A 17,866-nucleotide genomic window follows, 5' to 3' on the forward strand; every position below is an offset into this window, starting at 1 on the left:
GATGCCGGCCTTGAACCGGCTTGCCCAACTGCTGCCCACGCGATGCCCCGCTCTTCCTGGCCGGCGCAACCTCGCACCAGCCTGGCGGGCAGTCTAGGAAAGCGGGCCTGCGGCGCACAGCCGAGGACTTCACGGTTTGGCGCTGTTACCTTGTCCGCCGGAAGCCTGAGCCAGGTATTGCGGTGCGGCGGCGGCAGGAAAGAAGGCCGTCAGCGCCCGCCTCTCGGGCAGCACGTAGACGACACCGCGGCGCTGACCGATGTGGGGCCAGACGGTCTTCTCGAAGAAGTCCACCGGCACGTTGATGCAGCCCCAGCTGATGCGGTTGTCCGCCGGCGTCGGCGTGGCCAGTCGCTGCAGCCGGCGCTCCCGGGGGTTGTCGTTGATCACGCGGTGCATGGACACGGCGGCGGCGTAGTCGACCCAGACCACTTCCTTGCCCTCGGCGTTGCGACCCGGCTCGGACTGGAAGCGGCCCGCGGGTGTCGTGCGTTCCGAGGGCTTGATGTCCTCGATGGCCTTGTTGCCGACGCCGGCCACCGTGTAGTCGCCAGACGCATAGCCCAGCAGCACCGGGCTGGTGCCGATCAGCCGGCCGCCGGGCTCGAAGACGTAGACCTGGGCGCGGCGCTTGTCGACGACGGCGAAGGGGCGGTCGCCGTTGTCCGCCTCGCGCACCGCCCAGGCGGCCACGCGGGTGACATCGGCCGGCGCGGAGACGCTGCCGAAGTCGAGGTGACGCTCGATGGCGGGCGCCGACGCGGGCAGCCCGGCCGCGACGGCGACGGGACGGGGGGCCGGCGCGTGGGGACGCCGGAACCCGCCCGTGCCGAAGGCGATGTAGAGCACGGCCAGGGCGACGGCTGCGAACAGCGCGCCCTGCCCGACGCCGAAGAGGATGTCGCGCCGCCGGGCGGCGGCGGCTTCATCGGCGCGGGCCCCGAATCGCATGCTCGGCCTCGGCGCGGCAGGCGGGCTCAGTGACGGTCGGCGCGGGGCGCGGGCTCGCTGGAGGTCGCAGGGGGCGTCGTGGCGGCCGGGGTCGGGTTGTCCTGCGGCAGCGGCGTGCTGCTGGTGGTGTCGGCAGGCGGTGTCGTGCGCGAGGGGTCATCGGCCTGCTGCGCCTGCTGGGGCTGCTGCATCGGGCTGGCCGCGGTGCTGTCCGCCGGCGGTGCCGCGTTCGGGTCCGCGGGCGTCTGCTCGCTGGGCATCGGGGCAGCGCTGGCCGCAGTGTCAGCCGGCTGGGCTGACGGATCTTCGCTCTGGGCCCAGGCCAGGCCGATGCCGGTCACGAGGACGGCGGCAGTCAGTGCAGTGGTGACGGTCTTGAGGTTGGACATGAGGGACTCCTTGTGAAGCGGGGGGACCGGCAACTCCACCGGTTGAGTCCACTCTAGGAGGGTCACGTCACGGCCGGGGTCGGTCCCCGGCCCGATGCGCTGTAGGAGGCGCGCCCACCGCGTAGCGCCCGGTTACGCCACGCTAGGGAGGCCCTCAGAGCGTGAAGTCGTAGTCGATCGTCAGCGGCGCGTGGTCGCTGAACATCTGGCCTGTGTAGATGGACTCGGCCTTGGCCAGCGCAGCGACGCCGGGCGTGGCCAGGTGGTAGTCCAGCCGCCACCCGACGTTGTTGGCGCGCGCGGCGCCGCGGTTGCTCCACCACGTGTACTGCTCGGCCTTGTCGTTCAGCGTGCGGAACACGTCGACGAGGCCGGCGCCCTCGGCCGTGTCGAACAGCCGCGTCAGCCAAGCGCGCTCCTCGGGCAGGAAGCCGCTGTTCTTCTGGTTGCCACGCCAGTTCTTCAGGTCGATTTCCTTGTGCGCGATGTTCACGTCGGCGACGAGGATGAACTCGCGCTCGGCCTTCAGCGCCTGCAGGTGCGGGTACATCGCATCCAGGAACCGGTACTTGACCTGCTGGCGCTCCTCGCCGCTGGTGCCGCTGGGGAAGTAGACGCTGATGAGGCTGAGCTTGCGGCCGGGTTTGTCGAAGCGCTTCTCGACCCAGCGGCCCTCGCTGTCGAATTCCGCAATCCCTAGACCGGTGATGACGTCGCTCGGCTGCTCCCTCGTATACAGCCCGACACCCGAATAGCCCTTCTTCTCTGCGTAGTGGAAGTGGCCGTCGAGCTTGCCGCAGCTGCGGAACTTGGCCTCGACGACGTCCGCCTGCGCCTTGAGCTCCTGCACGCCCACGGCGTCGGCCTGCTGCTGGTCCAGCCAGTCGAAAAAGCCTTTGCTGGCCGCGGAGCGGACGCCGTTCAGGTTGGCGGTGATGAAGCGCATGGACACGTCGATGGAATCTGGGTTTTCCTCAGTATCGCAGTGCAGCAAACGCACAACAGGGGCGGGTTCACCGTCATCTTGAAATTGTCACGTGATCTTTACTATCCCGTAGCAATCGAGAGGCATCACAAGTGCCCGGCTTCCCGTCTCCCCCGTTCACCGACCCGTCAACCGAGGAATTCCCATGCCGAATCACCGCATTTCTCTGACCCTGCTCGCGCTGGCGCTAGGCGCGGCCTTCCCCGTGCACCAGGCCGTGGCGCAGGAAGCTGCGGCCCCCGACGCCAAGGCCGACGTCACCAAGCTGCAGGCCGTCATCGTTACCGGCAGCCGCCGCGCCGAGAACCTGAAGGACGTGTCGCTGTCGATCTCGGCGATCAAGTCGGAGGAGCTCGACACCTACAACGCCAGCGGCCAGGACATCCGCGCGCTGTCCGGCAAGGTGCCCAGCCTGAACATCGAGTCGGACTACGGCCGCACCTTCCCGCGCTTCTACGTGCGCGGCCTGGGCAACACCGACTTCGACATGAACGCCTCCCAGCCCGTGGGCCTGGTCTATGACGACGTCGTGCAGGAGAGCATCGCGCTGAAAGGGTTCCCGGTCTTCGACATGGCGCAGGTGGAACTGCTGCGCGGCCCGCAGGGCACGCTGTTCGGCCGCAACTCGCCGGCCGGCGTCATGAAGTTCGACTCCGCCCGCCCGACCAAGCGCCTGGAGGGCTATGCCAACGTCGGCTGGGGCCGCTGGAACGCCGTCAACGTGGAGACGGCCGTCAACGTGCCAGTCAACGACGACCTGCAGCTGCGCGTGGCCGGCCTGGTGCAGCGCCAGGACAACCGCGTGCACAACCCGCTGGCCGCCACCGGCAGCGCGACCGCCGACCTCGAAGGCTACAACGACAAGGCACTGCGCCTGCAGGCCCTCTACAAGACCGGCGGCTTCGAGGGCCTCTTCAAGGTCCAGGCCCGTGACTACAAGGGCACGGCGACGACCTTCCGCGCCAACATCATCAAGCGCGGCACCAACGACCTCGTCGACGGCTACGACGACAGCTACTACCCCACCGACGGCTACAACTCGCAGACGCTGAAGTCCAGCGAGGTCAGCGCCCGGCTGCGCTGGGACTTCGACGGCATGTCGCTGTACTCGATCACCGCGCACGATCAGGCCAAGTTCTACAGCCGCGGCGACGTGGACGGCGGCTACGGCAGCCGCTTCGGTGGCATCCCAGACGGCCCGAGCTACCCCGGCCAGCCAGCACTCATCCCGTTCGACTCCCAGACCGCCGACGGCATCCCCTACCTGCGCCAGACGACGCAGGAGTTCCGCCTGCAGTCCAACACCAACGACCCGCTGCAGTGGATCGCCGGCCTGTACTACTTCAACGAGAAGCTGCAGGTGGACAGCTTCAACTTCGACAGCTTCGCCGCCGGCGACCCGCAGAACGGCTACGCCGTGCAGCACCAGGAAGCCACCTCCTGGGCCGCGTTTGGCAACGTGAAGTACGCCGTCACGCCCGACCTCAAGCTCACCGCCGGCCTGCGCTACACCGACGACAAGAAGGACTTCGACGCCCAGCGCACGCAGCACCCCACGCTGCCCAATATCGCCCTCGTGACCGCCAACCCCAAGTCGAGCAACTGGAGCTGGGACCTGGGTGCCAACTACAGCCTGGACAAGGCCACCAGCGTGTACACGCGCGTCGCCACCGGTTACCGCGCGCCCTCCATCCAGGGCCGCATCCTGTTCTTCGACGCGTCCGCCGTGCCCGCCGGCACGTCGCCGATCTCGATCGCCAACTCGGAGAAGGTGCTGTCCGTCGAGGCCGGCTTCAAGGCCGACCTGCTGGACAACACCGCCCGCATCTCCGGCTCGGTGTTCAAGTACCGCGTCAAGGACATGCAGCTGACGGCAGGCTCCGGCTCCATCAACCAGAACCGCCTCGTCAACGCCGCCAAGGCCGAGGGCCAGGGCTTCGAGCTCGACGCCCAGGCCATCATTGCCCGCGACTGGCGCACGACGCTGGGCTTCTCGTACAACGACACCAAGATCAAGGACCCCAACCTCTACGTTGCCCCCTGCGGCAACGCGAACTTCCAGTTCCTGCAGGCCAACACCGGCTGCACGGTGACCAACGCAGCCGGCCCGAACGGCACGGTCAGCATCAACGGCAACCCGCTGCCGCGCGCGCCCAAGATCGTCTGGAACTGGACGCTGAAGTACAGCACCGAGATCGGTGCCGGCGAGTTGACCGTGCTGACCGACTGGGCCTACAAGGACAAATACAACATGTTCCTGTACGAGGCCAAGGAGTACACGGCCAAGGCGGCGCTGGAAGGCGGCCTGCGCGTCGGCTACGGCTGGGAGAACGGCAAGTACGAGGTGGCCGCGTTCTCGCGCAACATCACCAACCACCGGCAGGTTGTCGCCGCCATCGACTTCGACAACCTGACCGGCATCGTCAACGAACCGCGCAGCTACGGCGTGCAGTTCAAGGCGTCGTTCTGACGCGCGGACGACAAGCGGGCCCCGCCTGCGACTCGGTGTAAACCACCTCAAGGCCCGATCCCTTCTAGGGATCGGGCCTCTTTTTTTGACCCCTAGAATCCTGGCGATCATGTCCGCCGCGCCCACCGATTCCCTCGCCCAGTCCTTTGTCGCCTTTGCCGTCGAGGCCGGTGTGTTGCGCTTCGGCGAGTTCAAGACGAAGGCGGGCCGGCTCAGCCCCTATTTCTTCAATGCCGGCCTGTTCGACGACGGCGCCAAGCTCGGCCGACTGGCGGGCTTCTACGCCGAGCGGCTGATCGCCTCGGGCCTGCCGTTCGACATGATCTTCGGCCCGGCCTACAAGGGCATCACGCTGGCAGCCGCCGTGTCGATGGAGCTCGCCCGCCGCGGCCGCAACGTGCCCTTCGCCTACAACCGCAAGGAGGCCAAGGACCACGGCGAGGGCGGCACCCTCGTCGGCGCGCCGGTCAAGGGCCGCGTGCTCATCATCGACGACGTCATCTCCGCCGGCACGTCGGTGCGCGAATCCATCCAGATGATCGAAGCCGCCGGCGCCCAGCCCTGCGGCGTGTCCATCGCGCTGGACCGCCAGGAGAAGGCGGCCGAAGGCGGCGTCGACAGCCCGCTGTCCGCCGTGCAGCAGGTGCAGCAGCGCTACGGCATGCCGGTGGTCGCGGTGGCGGGTCTTGCCGACCTGCTGGCCTACCTGGACGGCGCCCCGGAACTCGCCGCGCACCGCCCGGCCGTGCTGGCCTACCGAGAGCGCTACGGAGTCTGACTGGCCGTGAAACGCGCGCTGATCGTCACCGGCCTGCTGCTTGCCTCCACCGCCTGGGGGCAGGAGACCATGCCCGGCAAGGGCATCTACACCTGCACGACGGCCGACGGCCGCAAGCTGACCAGCGACCGGCCCATCCCCGAGTGCACCGCGCGCGAGCAACGCGTGTTGAACGCCGACGGCTCGCAGCGCAGCACGCTGCCGCCCTTCCTCAGCCCCGAGGAGCGCGCCGCCAAGGAAGCCGCCGACCGACGCGCCGCGGCCGACCGTATCGCCCAGCAGGACGCCGTCCGCCGCGACCGCACGCTGATGCAGCGCTACCCCACCGAGGCAGCCCACCAGCGCGCACGCAACCTCGCGCTGGACGACGCCAACAAGGCCATGCGCATCTCCGAACGCCGCATCAAGGACCTGGGCCAGGAGCGCAAGCCGCTGCTGGACGAGGCCGAGTTCTACAAGGGCAAGCCGCTGCCGGGCAAGCTCAAGCAGGCGCTGGACGCCAACGATGCCGCCGTCGAGGCCCAGCAGGTGCTCATCGAGAACCAGAAGGCAGAGATCGTGCGCATCAACACGCGCTTCGACGCCGAGCTCGCACGGCTCAAGAAACTGTGGGCCGGCGCCGCACCGGGCTCGATGCCGCCGCTGGAGGATGCGCCCAAGACGGCGCTGCCGGCCTCACCCTCCGCGTCCAAACGCTGAGCGGCCGATCCCGCACGGCGAGGCCGGCCGCGGGCATCAGCCGAGTTTCTTCTTCAGCAGCTCGTTGACCAGCGCCGGGTTGGCCTTGCCCTTGGTCGCCTTCATCGCCTGGCCGACCAGCGCGTTGAACGCCTTGTCCTTGCCGGCGCGGAACTCGTCGACCGACTTCTGGTTGGCAGCCAGCACCTCGTCGAGGATGGCCTCGATGGCGCCGGTGTCGCTGACCTGCTTCAGGCCCTTGGCCTCGATGACGGCGTCGACGTCGCTCGCTTCACCGGTCCACAGCACCTCGAACACCTGCTTGGCGGCGTTGTTCGAGATCGTCCCGTCGGAGATGCGACCGATGAGCTTGGCCAGCAGTTCGGGTCCGACCGGCGCGGCGTCGATCTCGCCACCCGACGCATTGAGCCGCTTGCTGATCTCGCCCATGACCCAATTGGCGACGAGCTTCGGCGTCGCACCCGCAGCCTTGGCGGCCTCGTAGTAGCGCGCCGTCGCCAGGCTCTGCGTCATCATCGTCGCGTCGTACTCGGGCAGGCCGTCGACCTCGATGAAGCGCCTGGCCATGACAGCCGGCAGCTCCGGCATCTCGCCCTTCACGCGCTCCACCCACTCCGGCGCGATGACCAGCGGCGGCAGGTCGGGGTCGGGGAAGTAGCGGTAGTCGGCCGAGTCCTCCTTGCTGCGCATCGCGCGGGTCTCGCCAGTGTCCGGGTTGTAGAGCACGGTCGCCTGCTGGATCTTGCGGCCGTCCTCGATCTCGTCGATCTGCCAGTTGACCTCGTAGTTCACGGCGTCGACGAGGAAGCGGAAGCTGTTGAGGTTCTTGATCTCGCGCCGCGTGCCGAAGGGCTCGCCGGGCTTGCGCACCGACACGTTGACGTCGCAGCGGAACGAGCCTTCCTGCATGTTGCCGTCGCAGATGCCCAGCCACATCACCAGCGCATGCAGCGTCTTGGCGTACTCGGCCGCCTCGGCGCCCGAGCGCATGTCGGGCTCGGAGACGATCTCCAGCAGCGGCGTGCCGGCGCGGTTCAGGTCGATGCCCGACTGGCCGTGGTAGTCCTCGTGCAGGCTCTTGCCCGCGTCTTCTTCCAGGTGGGCGCGGGTGAGGTTGACCTTGTGCTTCACGTCGCCAACGAAAAACTCCACCGCGCCGCCCTGCACGACCGGGATCTCGAACTGGCTGATCTGGTAGCCCTTGGGCAGGTCGGGGTAGAAGTAGTTCTTGCGGGCGAAGATGGACAGCGGCGCGACCTTGGCACCGACCGCCAGGCCGAAGCGGATGGCCCGCTCGACGGCGGCGCGGTTCAGCACCGGCAGCGTGCCAGGCAGGGCCAGGTCCACCGGCGAGGCCTGCGTGTTGGGCGCGGCACCGAAGGCCGTGGAGGAGCCGCTGAAGATCTTCGACTGCGTCGACAGCTGGACGTGGTTTTCCAGGCCGATGACGACCTCGTAGCCGCGGATGAGTTTGGGCGTCGTGGGCATGTTCAGATTCCTGCCGGAGCGCGCTGGTGCCAGTCGGTCGCCAGCTGGAGAGCATGCGCGGTGTGCAGCAACTGCCCTTCCTTGAAGTAGTTGCCGATCAGCTGCAGGCCAACGGGCATGCCGCCTTCGCCGGCGCCTACCGGCACGCTCATGCCGGGCAGGCCGGCCAGCGAGCCGGGCAGCGTGAAGATGTCGGCCAGGTAGGCCTGCGTTGGGTTGTCCTTGCCTTCGCCATGCTTCCACGCGACGGTGGGCGCCACCGGGCCGGCGATCAGGTCGCACTGCGTGAAGCACTGCTGGAAGTCGTCCGCGATCATGCGGCGCAGCTTCTGGGCCTGCAGGTAGTAGGCGTCGTAGTAGCCGTGCGAGAGCACGTAGCTGCCGATCATGATGCGGCGCTTCACCTCGGGGCCGAAGCCCTCGGCGCGCGTCTTCTTGTACATGTCCAGCAGGTCGTCGTACTGGGCCGCGCGGTGGCCGAACTTGACGCCGTCGAAGCGGCTCAGGTTCGAGCTCGCCTCGGCCGGGGCAATGATGTAGTAGACGGGGATGGCCAGCTCGGTGCGCGGCAGGCTGACGTCCACGAGCGTCGCTCCCAGCTTCTCCAGCTCGGCAAGACCCGCACGCACGGCGGCGTTCACATCGCCCGATAGCCCGGCCGGGAAGAACTCCTTCGGCAGGCCGATGCGCAGCCCCGCCAGCGGCTTGCCCGCGGCGGCGCCTTCACGGGCGGCCAGCATCTGCGCGTGGAAGTCCTGCGGCGGCTGCTGCACGCTGGTCGCATCGCGCTCGTCGAAGCCGCTCATGGCCGACAGCAGCAGCGCGCAGTCCTCGGCCGAGCGGGCCATCGGGCCGGCCTGGTCCAGGCTGGAGGCGAAGGCGATCATCCCGTAGCGCGAGCACACGCCGTAGGTCGGCTTGATGCCGGTGATGCCGGTGAAGCTGGCCGGCTGGCGGATGGAGCCGCCGGTGTCGGTGCCGGTGGTGCCGGGAACGAGGCGCGCGGCCACGGCGACGGCCGAGCCGCCGGACGAACCGCCCGGCACGCGGGACACGTCCCACGGGTTGTGCGCAGGGCCGAAGGCGCTGTTCTCGTTGGCCGAGCCCATCGCGAACTCGTCGCAGTTGAGCTTGCCGACGCTGACCGTGCCGGCCGCGTTCAGGCGGGCGACGACGGTGGCGTCGAACGGGCTGCGGTAGCCGGCCAGGATCTTGGAGCCGGCCGTCGTCGGCATGTCGGCCGTGACGTAGATGTCCTTGTGCGCGATCGGCACACCGGTCAGTGGGCAGGCGTTGCCGGCGGCAATCAGCGCATCGGCGGCGTCAGCCCGGGCCAGCGCGACGTCGGCGTCGACGTGCAGGAAGGCGCCCAGCTTTTCATGGGCGGCGATGCGATCCAGCGCGGCCTGCGTCGCCTCGCGGCTGGACAGGGCACGGCTCTTCAGGGCGGCGGCCAGCTCGGCCACGCCCATGTCGTGAACGGGCTTCATTCGATGACCTTGGGAACGAGGAAGAGGCCGTCCTCGACGGCCGGGGCGCTGCGCTGGTTCAGCTCGCGCTGGTTGCTCTCGGTGACCACGTCGTCGCGCAGGCGCAGCTGCACCTGCTGGATGGCCGACAGCGGCGTGTACAGCGGCTCGACGCCAGCGGTGTCGACGGCGCTCATCTGGTCCACGATCTTGAAGAAGTCGTTCAGGTTGCCGAGCAGCGCCTGCGACTCGGCTGGTTGAAGCTCCAGGCGGGCCAGGTTCGCGATGCGGCTCACGTCGTCGAGGGTGAGGCTCATTGGGGTCGTTTTCAGGTGTAAGGTTTGAGCGCAAAAGCCTTTGCAGACGGGCTCAAAACAGGGGTGATCGGTTATTATCGCCGCCCATCTTCATGGCCTTCGAGGCTGCCCTCTCAGCGATGCAATTCGTCGCCGTCCGGGCGGCCTCGCTGCTTATTCAGCCCCCCGATTTCGAGCCGCGCCCGCCGGCGAGGCTCCTCCCGCGCCCACCATGTTCGCCTCCCTGCGCCGCTATTTCTCCACCGACCTCGCCATCGACCTCGGCACCGCCAACACCCTGATCTACGTGCGCGGCAAAGGTATCGTCCTCGACGAACCGTCCGTCGTGTCGATCCGCCACGAGGGCGGCCCCAACGGCAAGAAGACCATCCAGGCCGTCGGCCGCGAGGCCAAGGCCATGCTGGGCAAGGTGCCAGGCAACATCGAGGCCATCCGCCCGATGAAGGACGGCGTCATCGCCGACTTCACCGTCACCGAGCAGATGCTCAAGCAGTTCATCAAGATGGTCCACGACTCGAAGACGTTCAAGCCGTCGCCGAGGATCATCATCTGCGTGCCCTGCGGCTCGACCCAGGTGGAGCGCCGCGCGATCCGCGAATCGGCCCTGGGCGCCGGCGCCAGCGAGGTCTACCTGATCGAGGAACCGATGGCCGCCGCGATCGGCGCCGGCCTGCCGGTGGCCGAGGCCTCGGGCTCCATGGTCGTCGACATCGGCGGCGGCACGACCGAAGTCGGTGTCATCTCGCTGGGCGGCATGGTCTACAAGGGCTCGGTCCGCGTCGGCGGCGACAAGTTCGATGAGGCCATCATCAACTACATCCGCCGCAACTACGGCATGCTGATCGGCGAGCCCACCGCCGAGGCGATCAAGAAGAACATCGGCTCCGCCTTCCCCGGCTCCGAGGTCAAGGAGATGGAGGTCAAGGGCCGCAACCTCTCCGAAGGCGTGCCGCGCAGCTTCACGATCTCGTCCAACGAGATCCTGGAAGCCCTGACCGACCCGCTGAACCAGATCGTCTCCGCCGTGAAGAACGCGCTGGAGCAGACGCCGCCCGAGCTGGGTGCCGACATCGCTGAGCGCGGCATGATGCTGACCGGTGGCGGCGCGCTGCTGCGCGACCTGGACCGCCTGCTGGGCGAAGAGACCGGCCTGCCGGTGCTGGTGGCCGAAGACCCACTGACCTGCGTCGTGCGCGGCTGCGGCATGGCCCTGGAGCGCATGGAGCGCCTGGGCAGCATCTTCACCTCCGAATAAGCCCACAAGCTCTCTCAAAGCGCCCCGCGCGCCATGCCTTTCGGCACCCTCGACCGCTCCCCACCGCCGTTCTTCCGCCAGGGTCCGTCGGCGCTGACCAAGCTCGCGCTGTGTTCGGCGCTGGCGCTGGTGCTGATGGTGGCCGACGCCCGTTTCAAGCTCGTGCAACCGGCCCGTGCCGCGCTGGCCCTCGTGCTGCAGCCGGTACAGCGCCTGCTGCTGACGCCGGTCGACGCCTGGGAGACGGCCGGTGACTACCTGCGTGGCACCAAGCGCGCCATGGCCGCCGAGGACCTCGCCCGCCGCCAGCTCGCCGAGCAGGCCGAGCGGCTGTCTCGCGCATCGGCGCTGCTGACCGAGAACGAGCGGCTGCGCAAGCTGCTGGACCTGCAGCCCTCGCTGACCGTGCCATCGCACGCCGCCGAGATCCTGTTCGAGGCCCCCGACCCGTACTCCCGCCGCGTCGTCATCGACCGCGGTGCGACGCAGGGCATCGCCGCCGGCTCGCCGGTCATCAACGAAGCCGGCGTGCTGGGCCAGGTGACGCGGGTGTATCCGCTGTCCGCCGAGGTGACGCTGCTGACCGACAAGGAAGCCGCCATCCCGCTGCTGAACGCCCGCACGCAGATGCGCAACGCCGCCGCCGGCCGCGCCGACGGCTCGGGCATGGAACTGCGCTTCCTGGCCGCCAACGCGGACGTGAAGGTCGGCGACCTGATGACGACCTCCGGCCTGGATGGCGTCTACCCACCCGGCCTGCCGGTGGCCAAGGTCACGGCCGTCGAGCGACGCGGTGATTCCAGCTTCGCCCTGGTGCTGCTGGCGCCCATCGCTCAGCCCGACAGCGCACGCCACGTGCTGGTGCTGCAACCGATGGACCGCCACATCGCGGCCAAGAAGGAGGCCGAGGTGGCCAGCGCCGCGGAAGCCGCCTCGGCCGCCGAAGCCAAGGCCACGGCACGCGAAGTGAAGAAGGCCGCACGCGCCGAAAAGGCGGCCGAGAAGGCGGCCGCCAAAGCCTCGGGAGCAACGCCATGATCATGCTGGCATGCCTGCCCCCCGCCGCGCTGCGGCGGCCCCCCGAGGGGGCCGGGCCTTGCTTGGGGCGGCCCGGCGCGCGGCCCGTGGAGAGCGCGCCATGATCATGCCGCGCGCCGCCGAGCGGCTGCTGCTGCCCGCCAATCCCTGGTTCATCGGCTTCACGCTGATCGCCTCGCTGATGATCGACATGGTGCCGGTCGGGCGAGTCGCCGCGATGCCGGACGTGCTGGCCGTGGTGCTGGTGTTCTGGGGCGTGCACCAGCCGCGCCGCGTCGGCGTGCTGTGGGCCTTCGTGTTCGGCCTGCTCATCGACGTGCACGACGGCGCGCTGCTGGGCCAGCACGCGCTGGCCTACAGCGGCCTGAGCTTCTGCGCGATCGCGCTGCACCGCCGCCTGCCCTGGTTCTCGCTGCGCGCGCAATCCATCCAGGTGCTGCCGCTGTTCTTCGGCGCCCATGCGCTGGCCCTCGTCGTGCGGATGATCGTTGGCGGCATGTGGCCGGGCTGGGGCGTGCTGCTGGCGCCGGTGTTCGAAGCCGCGCTGTGGCCTGTCGCCAGCGTGCTGCTGCTCGCCCCCCAGCGACGCGCGCCGGACCGCGACGCCCACCGTCCGCTCTAAGCCCAAGTGGTCGTCCTCAAGAACCTCCACCAGGAGCTGTCGCGCTTCCGTCTGCGCGTGCTGGCTGCGGGCGCCTTCGTGCTGTTCTGCTTCGGCCTGCTGATCTCGCGCCTGGTCTGGCTGCAGGTCATCCAGTACGACAGCTTCGCCGAGCGCGCCGAGTCCAACCGCATCGCGGTCGTGCCCATCGTGCCCAACCGCGGCCTCATCAAGGACCGCAACGGCGTCGTGCTGGCCAGCAACTACTCTGCCTACACGCTGGAGATCAACCCCGAGAAGGTCACCGACCTGGACGGCACCATCGAGGAACTCTCGAAGGTCATCGAGATCCAGGCCCGTGACAAGCGTCGCTTCAAGCGGCTGCTCGAGGAAGCCAAGCACACCGACTCGCTGCCCATCCGCACCAAGCTGACCGACGAGGAAGTCGCGCGCTTCACGGCGCAGCGCTTCCGCTTCCCCGGCGTGGAGATCAAGGCGCGGCTGTTCCGCTCCTACCCGCTGGGCGAAGTCGGCGCCCACCTGATCGGCTACATCGGCCGCATCAACCAGGCCGAGAAGAAGGCCATGGACGACTGGGAAGAAGAGGACATCGCCAACTACCGCGGCACCGAGTACATCGGCAAGCTGGGGCTGGAGCAGGCCTACGAGCGCGAGCTGCACGGCACGACCGGCTTCGAGCAGATCGAGACCAGCGCCGGCGGGCGCGCCGTGCGCCGGCTGGACCACAAGCCGCCCACGCCCGGCAACACGCTGCACCTGTCCATCGACATCAAGCTGCAGGCGCTGGTGGAGCAGCTGTTCGGCGAGCGCCGCGGCGCGCTGGTGGCCATCGACCCGCGCAACGGCGAGGTGCTGGCCTTCGTCTCCAAGCCCACGTTCGACCCCAACCTGTTCGTCGACGGCATCGATGCCGACTCGTGGCGCGACCTCAACGAGGACATCGACAAGCCACTGCTGAACCGCGCGCTGCGGGGCACCTACCCGCCGGGCTCGACCTTCAAGCCGCTGATGGCCATGGCTGCGCTGAACACCGGCAAACGCGACCCGCATCTGGTCATCCAGGACAACCTGACCTACAGCTTCGGCGGCCGCACCTTCGGCAGCGCCGAGGGCGACCGCGCCGGGCCGAAGGACATGCGGCTGGCCATCGTCACCTCGTCCAACGTCTACTTCTACAGCCTGGCCAACGAGATGGGCGTGGATCTCATCCACGACCAGTTGATGCCATTCGGCCTCGGCCGGCGCACCGAGATCGACGTCCAGGGTGAAGTGACGGGCGACTTGCCGTCGACCGAGTGGAAGCGCACGGACCGCCGGTTCAAGACGCCGGAACAGAAGCGGTGGTATCCGGGCGAGACCATCTCGCTGGGCATCGGCCAGGGCTACAACAACTTCACGATGCTGCAGATGGCCACGGCCTACTCGACCATCGCCTCCGGCGGCCTGCGCTTCAAGCCGCGCCTGGTGCGCGACATCGAGGACGTGGTCAAGCACGAGGACCGCCGCATCGCCAGCGACGCGCTGCCACCGCTGCCGCTCAAGCCCGCCGACGTGGCCATCATCCACAACGCGATGAACGGCGTGACGCTGGAAGGCACCGCGCGCCAGGTTTTCATGGGCGCGCCCTACCAGAGTGCCGGCAAGACCGGCACGGCCCAGGCCGTCAGCCTGAAGGCCGGCGAGAAGTACAGCAGCATCAAGGCCGACGAGCGAAAGCGCGACCACTCCCTGTACGTCGCCTTCGCGCCGCTGGACCACCCGACCGTGGCGCTGGCGCTGATCGTCGAGAACGCCGGCTTCGGCTCGATGTCGGCGGCGCCGATCGCGCGGCGCGTATTCGACTACCTGCTGCTGGGCCAGTACCCCAGCGAGGAAGACATCGCCAAGACGCAGCTGGGTCAGACCTTTGCACCCATCGGCACGCCGCGCCGCGCTGCCGACGTGCCGCTGCCAGGACAGCCGGGCTACGCCGCGCCTGCGGCTTCCTCCGCCTCGGCACCCGCTTCAGGAGCCTCGCAATGACGGTCATCGAACGCCCGCCGCTGATGAGCCGGCTGCGGCCCTGGCTTGTCGGCTTCGACATCCCGCTGCTGCTCGCCGTGCTGTGGCTGTGCGCCTGGGGCCTGCTGTGCATGTACTCGGCCGGCTACGACAACGGCACGCGCTTCCCCGACCATGCCCGCAACATGGTGCTGGCGCTGGGCCTGATGTTCATCGTCGCCCAGGTACCGCCGCAGAAGCTGATGGCCGTCGCCATCCCGCTCTACACCGTGGGCGTGCTGCTGCTGGTCGCGACGGCGCTGTTCGGCGTCACGAAGAAAGGCGCGACGCGCTGGCTCAGCATCGGCGTGACGCAGATCCAGCCCTCCGAGCTGCTCAAGCTCGCTACGCCGCTGATGCTGGCCTGGTGGTTCCAGAAGCGCGAGGGCATCCTGCGCTGGCCCGACTTCATTGCCGCCTTCGGCCTGCTGCTGCTGCCCTTCCTGCTGATCGCCAAGCAGCCCGACCTCGGCACCGGCATCCTCGTGCTGGCCGCGGGGCTGTACGTGATCTTCTTCGCCGGCCTGCCGTGGAAGCTCATCGTGCCGGCCTTCGTCATCGGCGCGGCCGCCGCGACGGCGCTGGTGCTCAGCGAAGACAAGATCTGCGAGCCCGACGTGACCTGGCCGGTGCTGAAGGACTACCAGAAGCACCGCATCTGCACGCTGCTGGACCCGAGCAAGGACCCGCTGGGCAAGGGCTTCCACATCATCCAGGGCGAGATCGCCATCGGCTCCGGCGGCACCACCGGCAAGGGCTTCATGAAGGGCACGCAGACCCATCTGGAGTTCATCCCCGAACGCACGACGGACTTCATCTTCGCGGCCTTCGGCGAGGAGTTCGGCTTGTTCGGCGCGCTGGCGCTGCTGTTCGGCTTCACGGCGCTGATCCTGCGCGGGCTGATGATCGCGTCCGACGCGCCGACGCTGTTCACGCGGCTGATGGCCGGCGCCGTGACGCTGAGTTTCTTCACCTACGTCTTCGTCAACATGGGCATGGTCAGCGGCATCCTGCCCGTCGTCGGCGTGCCGCTGCCCTTCATCAGCTACGGCGGCACGGCGATGGTGACGCTGGGCCTGAGCCTGGGGCTGCTGCTGTCGATCGCGCGGGTCAGGAAGCTGGTGAAAACGTAGGCACTGCCGCGAACCGGATCGTGAATCTCGCCCCCGGCCCCTGGCCATCCGGCGACTCGCCGCCCGCCGCACGGCGCACACGGGTGTCGTCCAGCGTCAGCTCGGCGTCGTGCTGCTGCACGATCTCGCGGACGATGGCCAGGCCCAGGCCCGAACCTTCGACACCGCTGCCCAGCGACCGGTAGAACGGCTGGAAGACCTTCTCACGCTCGCCCGGCGAGATGCCCGGGCCGGTGTCCTCGACCTGCAGCACGACGACCTGGCCGAACGGGTCCTCGACGATGCGCACCGTCACGACGCCACCCGCCGGCGTGTACAGCAGCGCGTTGTCGACGAGGTTGCGGATCAGCTCGCCGATCAGCACCGGCTGGCCTTGCACGTGCAGCCGGCTGTCTTCCGGCAGCACGCCGTCGTAGCCGAGGTCGATGCGTCGCTCCAGCGCGCGCGGGACGAAGTCGCGCACGGTGTCGACGGCGATCTCGGCGAGGTTGACCGGCTCGCGGCGCAGCGCCTGCTCGGCGTCCTCGGCCCGCGCCATCGACAGCAGCTGGTTGACCATGTGCGCCGCTCGCTCGCTGGCCCGCGCGATGTGTGCGAGCGAACGCTTGAGCTCCTCGGGCGACGCACGGCCGGTGTCGATCTCTCGCTGGATCAGCTCGGCCTGCGTGCGCAGCCCGGCCAGCGGCGTCTTCAACTGGTGCGCGGCGTCGGCCAGGAAGTGCTTCTGCCGGCTCATCGACGAGTCCAGCCGTGCCAGCAGGTCGTTGATGGCCTGAACCAGCGGCGCCACTTCGTCGGGCACGCGCTGCTCGTCGATGGGAGACAGATCAGAACTCTCGCGCGAGCGGATGCGCCGCTGCAGCTCGTTCAGCGGCGAGATACCGCGCGCCAGCGCCAGCCACACCAGCAGCACCGCCAGCGGCAGGATGACGAACTGCGGCAGGATGACGCCCTTGATGATCTCGTTCGTCAGACGCGTGCGCTTGCCCAGCGTCTCGGCCACCTGCACGAGCATGGTCTTGCCCGACACGGCCTGCCCCTCGGACGCCACCCACAGGTAGGCCACGCGCACCGACTCCGCACCGACCTCGTCGTCACGGAAGTGCAGCTCCCACGGCACGACTGGGGCATCGTCCGTTGGCACCGGCAGCGCAGCATCCCCACTGAGCAGTTCGCCGCGCACGCCCAGCACCTGATAGAAGACCGTGTCCGACGCATCCACACGCAGCAGCGCCGCGGCTTCCGGCGCCAGCGCGTAGCGGTCGCGCCCCTTGGCCGGTGCCTCCGCCGCGGCCGCCTGCTGACCCAGGCTGCGCGCCATCTCGCCCAGCTCGCGGTCGTAGGGGCGGTTGGCGATGCCTTGCGCCACCAGCCATGTCAGCGCCACGCTGATCGGCCAGATCAACAGCAGCGGGGCGAGCATCCAGTCCAGGATCTCGCCGAACAGCGAGCCCTGCTGGGGGCTGCTGCCGTCCTTCGCCATCAGCCGGCGATCTTTTCCAGGCAGTAACCGAGGCCACGCACGGTGGCGATGCGGATCGGGCCCTGCTCGATCTTCTTGCGCAACCGGTGGATGTAGACCTCGATGGCGTTGTTCGAGACCTCCTCGCCCCACTCACACAGGCGCTCGACGAGCTGGTCCTTGCTGACGAGACGACCCGCGCGCTGAAGCAGCACCTCCAGCAGCGACAGCTCACGCGCGGACAGTTCAAGCATCTGGTCGTTGATGTAGGCCACGCGGCCGGTGGCATCAAACGTCAGCGGACCGTGCTTGATGACGCTGCTGGCCGTGCCCAGGCCGCGACGCGTCAGCGCCCGCACGCGCGCCTCCAGCTCCTGCAGCGAGAACGGCTTGGCCATGTAGTCGTCCGCGCCCAGGTCCAGGCCCTTCACGCGCTGCTCGACGCTGTCGGCCGCGGTCAGAATCAGCACCGGCATCGTCGAGCCGCGCGCGCGCAGCTTGCGCAGCACCTCCAGCCCATGCAGGCGTGGCAGGCCGAGGTCGAGGATGACGAGGTCGAACTCGTGCGTCGCCAACGCTGTATCGGCCTCGGTGCCCGAGCTGACGCGGTCCACCGCATAGCCCGACGCGCGCAGCGCTCTCAACAGGCCATCGGCCAGCACTTGGTCGTCTTCGGCAATCAGGATGCGCATGGTGTTTATGTCTCCGGCGCCGATGTTATGTGTTGGTCATGTGGCTCACGCCATGAGCCACCCAGCGCCTAGGATGCT

Annotated in this window: 16 protein-coding genes; 8 read left to right on the forward strand and 8 right to left on the reverse strand. The window is 68.6% G+C overall.

What is annotated here, in order from left to right:
- Positions 1–129: 129 nt before the first annotated feature.
- The 3 genes from ACG04R_RS08240 to ACG04R_RS08250 form a co-directional block, all read right to left on the reverse strand.
- Complete coding sequence (locus ACG04R_RS08240; protein ID WP_394407949.1) at positions 130–951, reverse strand: hypothetical protein; 822 nt, start codon at positions 949–951, stop codon at positions 130–132.
- Positions 952–977: 26 nt separating this feature from the next.
- Complete coding sequence (locus ACG04R_RS08245; RefSeq protein ID WP_394407952.1) at positions 978–1,340, reverse strand: hypothetical protein; 363 nt, start codon at positions 1,338–1,340, stop codon at positions 978–980.
- Positions 1,341–1,494: 154 nt separating this feature from the next.
- A complete protein-coding gene (locus ACG04R_RS08250; protein WP_394408300.1) occupies positions 1,495–2,286 on the reverse strand; it encodes an exodeoxyribonuclease III in 792 nt (263 codons plus the stop codon).
- Positions 2,287–2,470: 184 nt separating this feature from the next.
- On the opposite strand from ACG04R_RS08250, the gene ACG04R_RS08255 reads away from it, so the two are divergent.
- The 3 genes from ACG04R_RS08255 to ACG04R_RS08265 all read left to right on the forward strand — a co-directional run bounded on the left by ACG04R_RS08255 (position 2,471) and on the right by ACG04R_RS08265 (position 6,272).
- Positions 2,471–4,795 carry a TonB-dependent receptor gene (locus ACG04R_RS08255; RefSeq protein ID WP_394407955.1) on the forward strand — a complete coding sequence of 775 codons (2,325 nt, stop codon included), beginning with the start codon at positions 2,471–2,473 and terminating at the stop codon, positions 4,793–4,795.
- Positions 4,796–4,904: 109 nt separating this feature from the next.
- Positions 4,905–5,573: an orotate phosphoribosyltransferase gene (gene pyrE / locus ACG04R_RS08260; RefSeq protein WP_394407958.1), complete on the forward strand. Its 669-nt coding sequence runs from the start codon at positions 4,905–4,907 to the stop codon at positions 5,571–5,573.
- Between the two features lie 6 nt (positions 5,574–5,579).
- Complete coding sequence (locus ACG04R_RS08265; protein WP_394407961.1) at positions 5,580–6,272, forward strand: hypothetical protein; 693 nt, start codon at positions 5,580–5,582, stop codon at positions 6,270–6,272.
- A 36-nt stretch (positions 6,273–6,308) separates the two neighbouring features.
- On the opposite strand, the gene gatB is transcribed toward ACG04R_RS08265, so the two are convergent.
- From gatB to gatC, 3 genes are read right to left on the reverse strand one after another with little or no spacing between them, the layout of a single operon-like run.
- On the reverse strand, positions 6,309–7,760 hold the full coding sequence (gene gatB / locus ACG04R_RS08270; protein WP_394407964.1) for an Asp-tRNA(Asn)/Glu-tRNA(Gln) amidotransferase subunit GatB: 1,452 nt from the start codon (positions 7,758–7,760) through the stop codon (positions 6,309–6,311).
- 2 nt (positions 7,761–7,762) lie between these two features.
- Positions 7,763–9,250 carry an Asp-tRNA(Asn)/Glu-tRNA(Gln) amidotransferase subunit GatA gene (gene gatA, locus ACG04R_RS08275; RefSeq protein ID WP_394407967.1) on the reverse strand — a complete coding sequence of 496 codons (1,488 nt, stop codon included), beginning with the start codon at positions 9,248–9,250 and terminating at the stop codon, positions 7,763–7,765.
- Complete coding sequence (gatC, locus tag ACG04R_RS08280) at positions 9,247–9,546, reverse strand: Asp-tRNA(Asn)/Glu-tRNA(Gln) amidotransferase subunit GatC (protein ID WP_394407970.1); 300 nt, start codon at positions 9,544–9,546, stop codon at positions 9,247–9,249. The genes gatA and gatC overlap by 4 nt, the downstream gene beginning before the upstream one ends.
- Positions 9,547–9,757: 211 nt before the next feature.
- On the opposite strand from gatC, the gene ACG04R_RS08285 reads away from it, so the two are divergent.
- The 5 genes from ACG04R_RS08285 (at position 9,758) to rodA (ending at position 15,634) form a co-directional block, all read left to right on the forward strand.
- A complete protein-coding gene (locus tag ACG04R_RS08285; RefSeq protein ID WP_056191483.1) occupies positions 9,758–10,801 on the forward strand; it encodes a rod shape-determining protein in 1,044 nt (347 codons plus the stop codon).
- A 33-nt stretch (positions 10,802–10,834) separates the two neighbouring features.
- Positions 10,835–11,839, forward strand: a complete 1,005-nt coding sequence (mreC, locus tag ACG04R_RS08290; protein WP_394407973.1) for a rod shape-determining protein MreC — start codon at positions 10,835–10,837, stop codon at positions 11,837–11,839.
- A gap of 100 nt (positions 11,840–11,939) precedes the next feature.
- Positions 11,940–12,461: a rod shape-determining protein MreD gene (gene mreD, locus ACG04R_RS08295; protein WP_394407976.1), complete on the forward strand. Its 522-nt coding sequence runs from the start codon at positions 11,940–11,942 to the stop codon at positions 12,459–12,461.
- Positions 12,462–12,467: 6 nt separating this feature from the next.
- Positions 12,468–14,483, forward strand: coding sequence for a penicillin-binding protein 2 (mrdA, locus tag ACG04R_RS08300; RefSeq protein ID WP_394407980.1), 2,016 nt, complete (start codon positions 12,468–12,470; stop codon positions 14,481–14,483).
- The gene (gene rodA / locus ACG04R_RS08305) at positions 14,480–15,634 is read left to right on the forward strand and encodes a rod shape-determining protein RodA (protein ID WP_394407983.1); all 1,155 of its coding nucleotides are present in this window, start codon (positions 14,480–14,482) and stop codon (positions 15,632–15,634) included. Before mrdA ends, rodA begins: the two co-directional genes overlap by 4 nt.
- On the opposite strand, the gene ACG04R_RS08310 is transcribed toward rodA, so the two are convergent.
- Positions 15,612–17,117 (reverse strand): sensor histidine kinase, encoded by a 1,506-nt coding sequence (locus ACG04R_RS08310; protein ID WP_394407986.1) that lies wholly within the window; start codon positions 17,115–17,117, stop codon positions 15,612–15,614. The two genes, rodA and ACG04R_RS08310, sit on opposite strands and share 23 nt — an antisense overlap.
- On the reverse strand, positions 17,117–17,788 hold the full coding sequence (locus ACG04R_RS08315; protein ID WP_394407989.1) for a response regulator: 672 nt from the start codon (positions 17,786–17,788) through the stop codon (positions 17,117–17,119). The genes ACG04R_RS08310 and ACG04R_RS08315 overlap by 1 nt, the downstream gene beginning before the upstream one ends.
- Positions 17,789–17,866 lie beyond the last annotated feature (78 nt).

It is taken from the genome of Pelomonas candidula, from assembly GCF_043555985.1.
Classification (GTDB): Bacteria; Pseudomonadota; Gammaproteobacteria; order Burkholderiales; family Burkholderiaceae_C; genus Pelomonas; species Pelomonas candidula.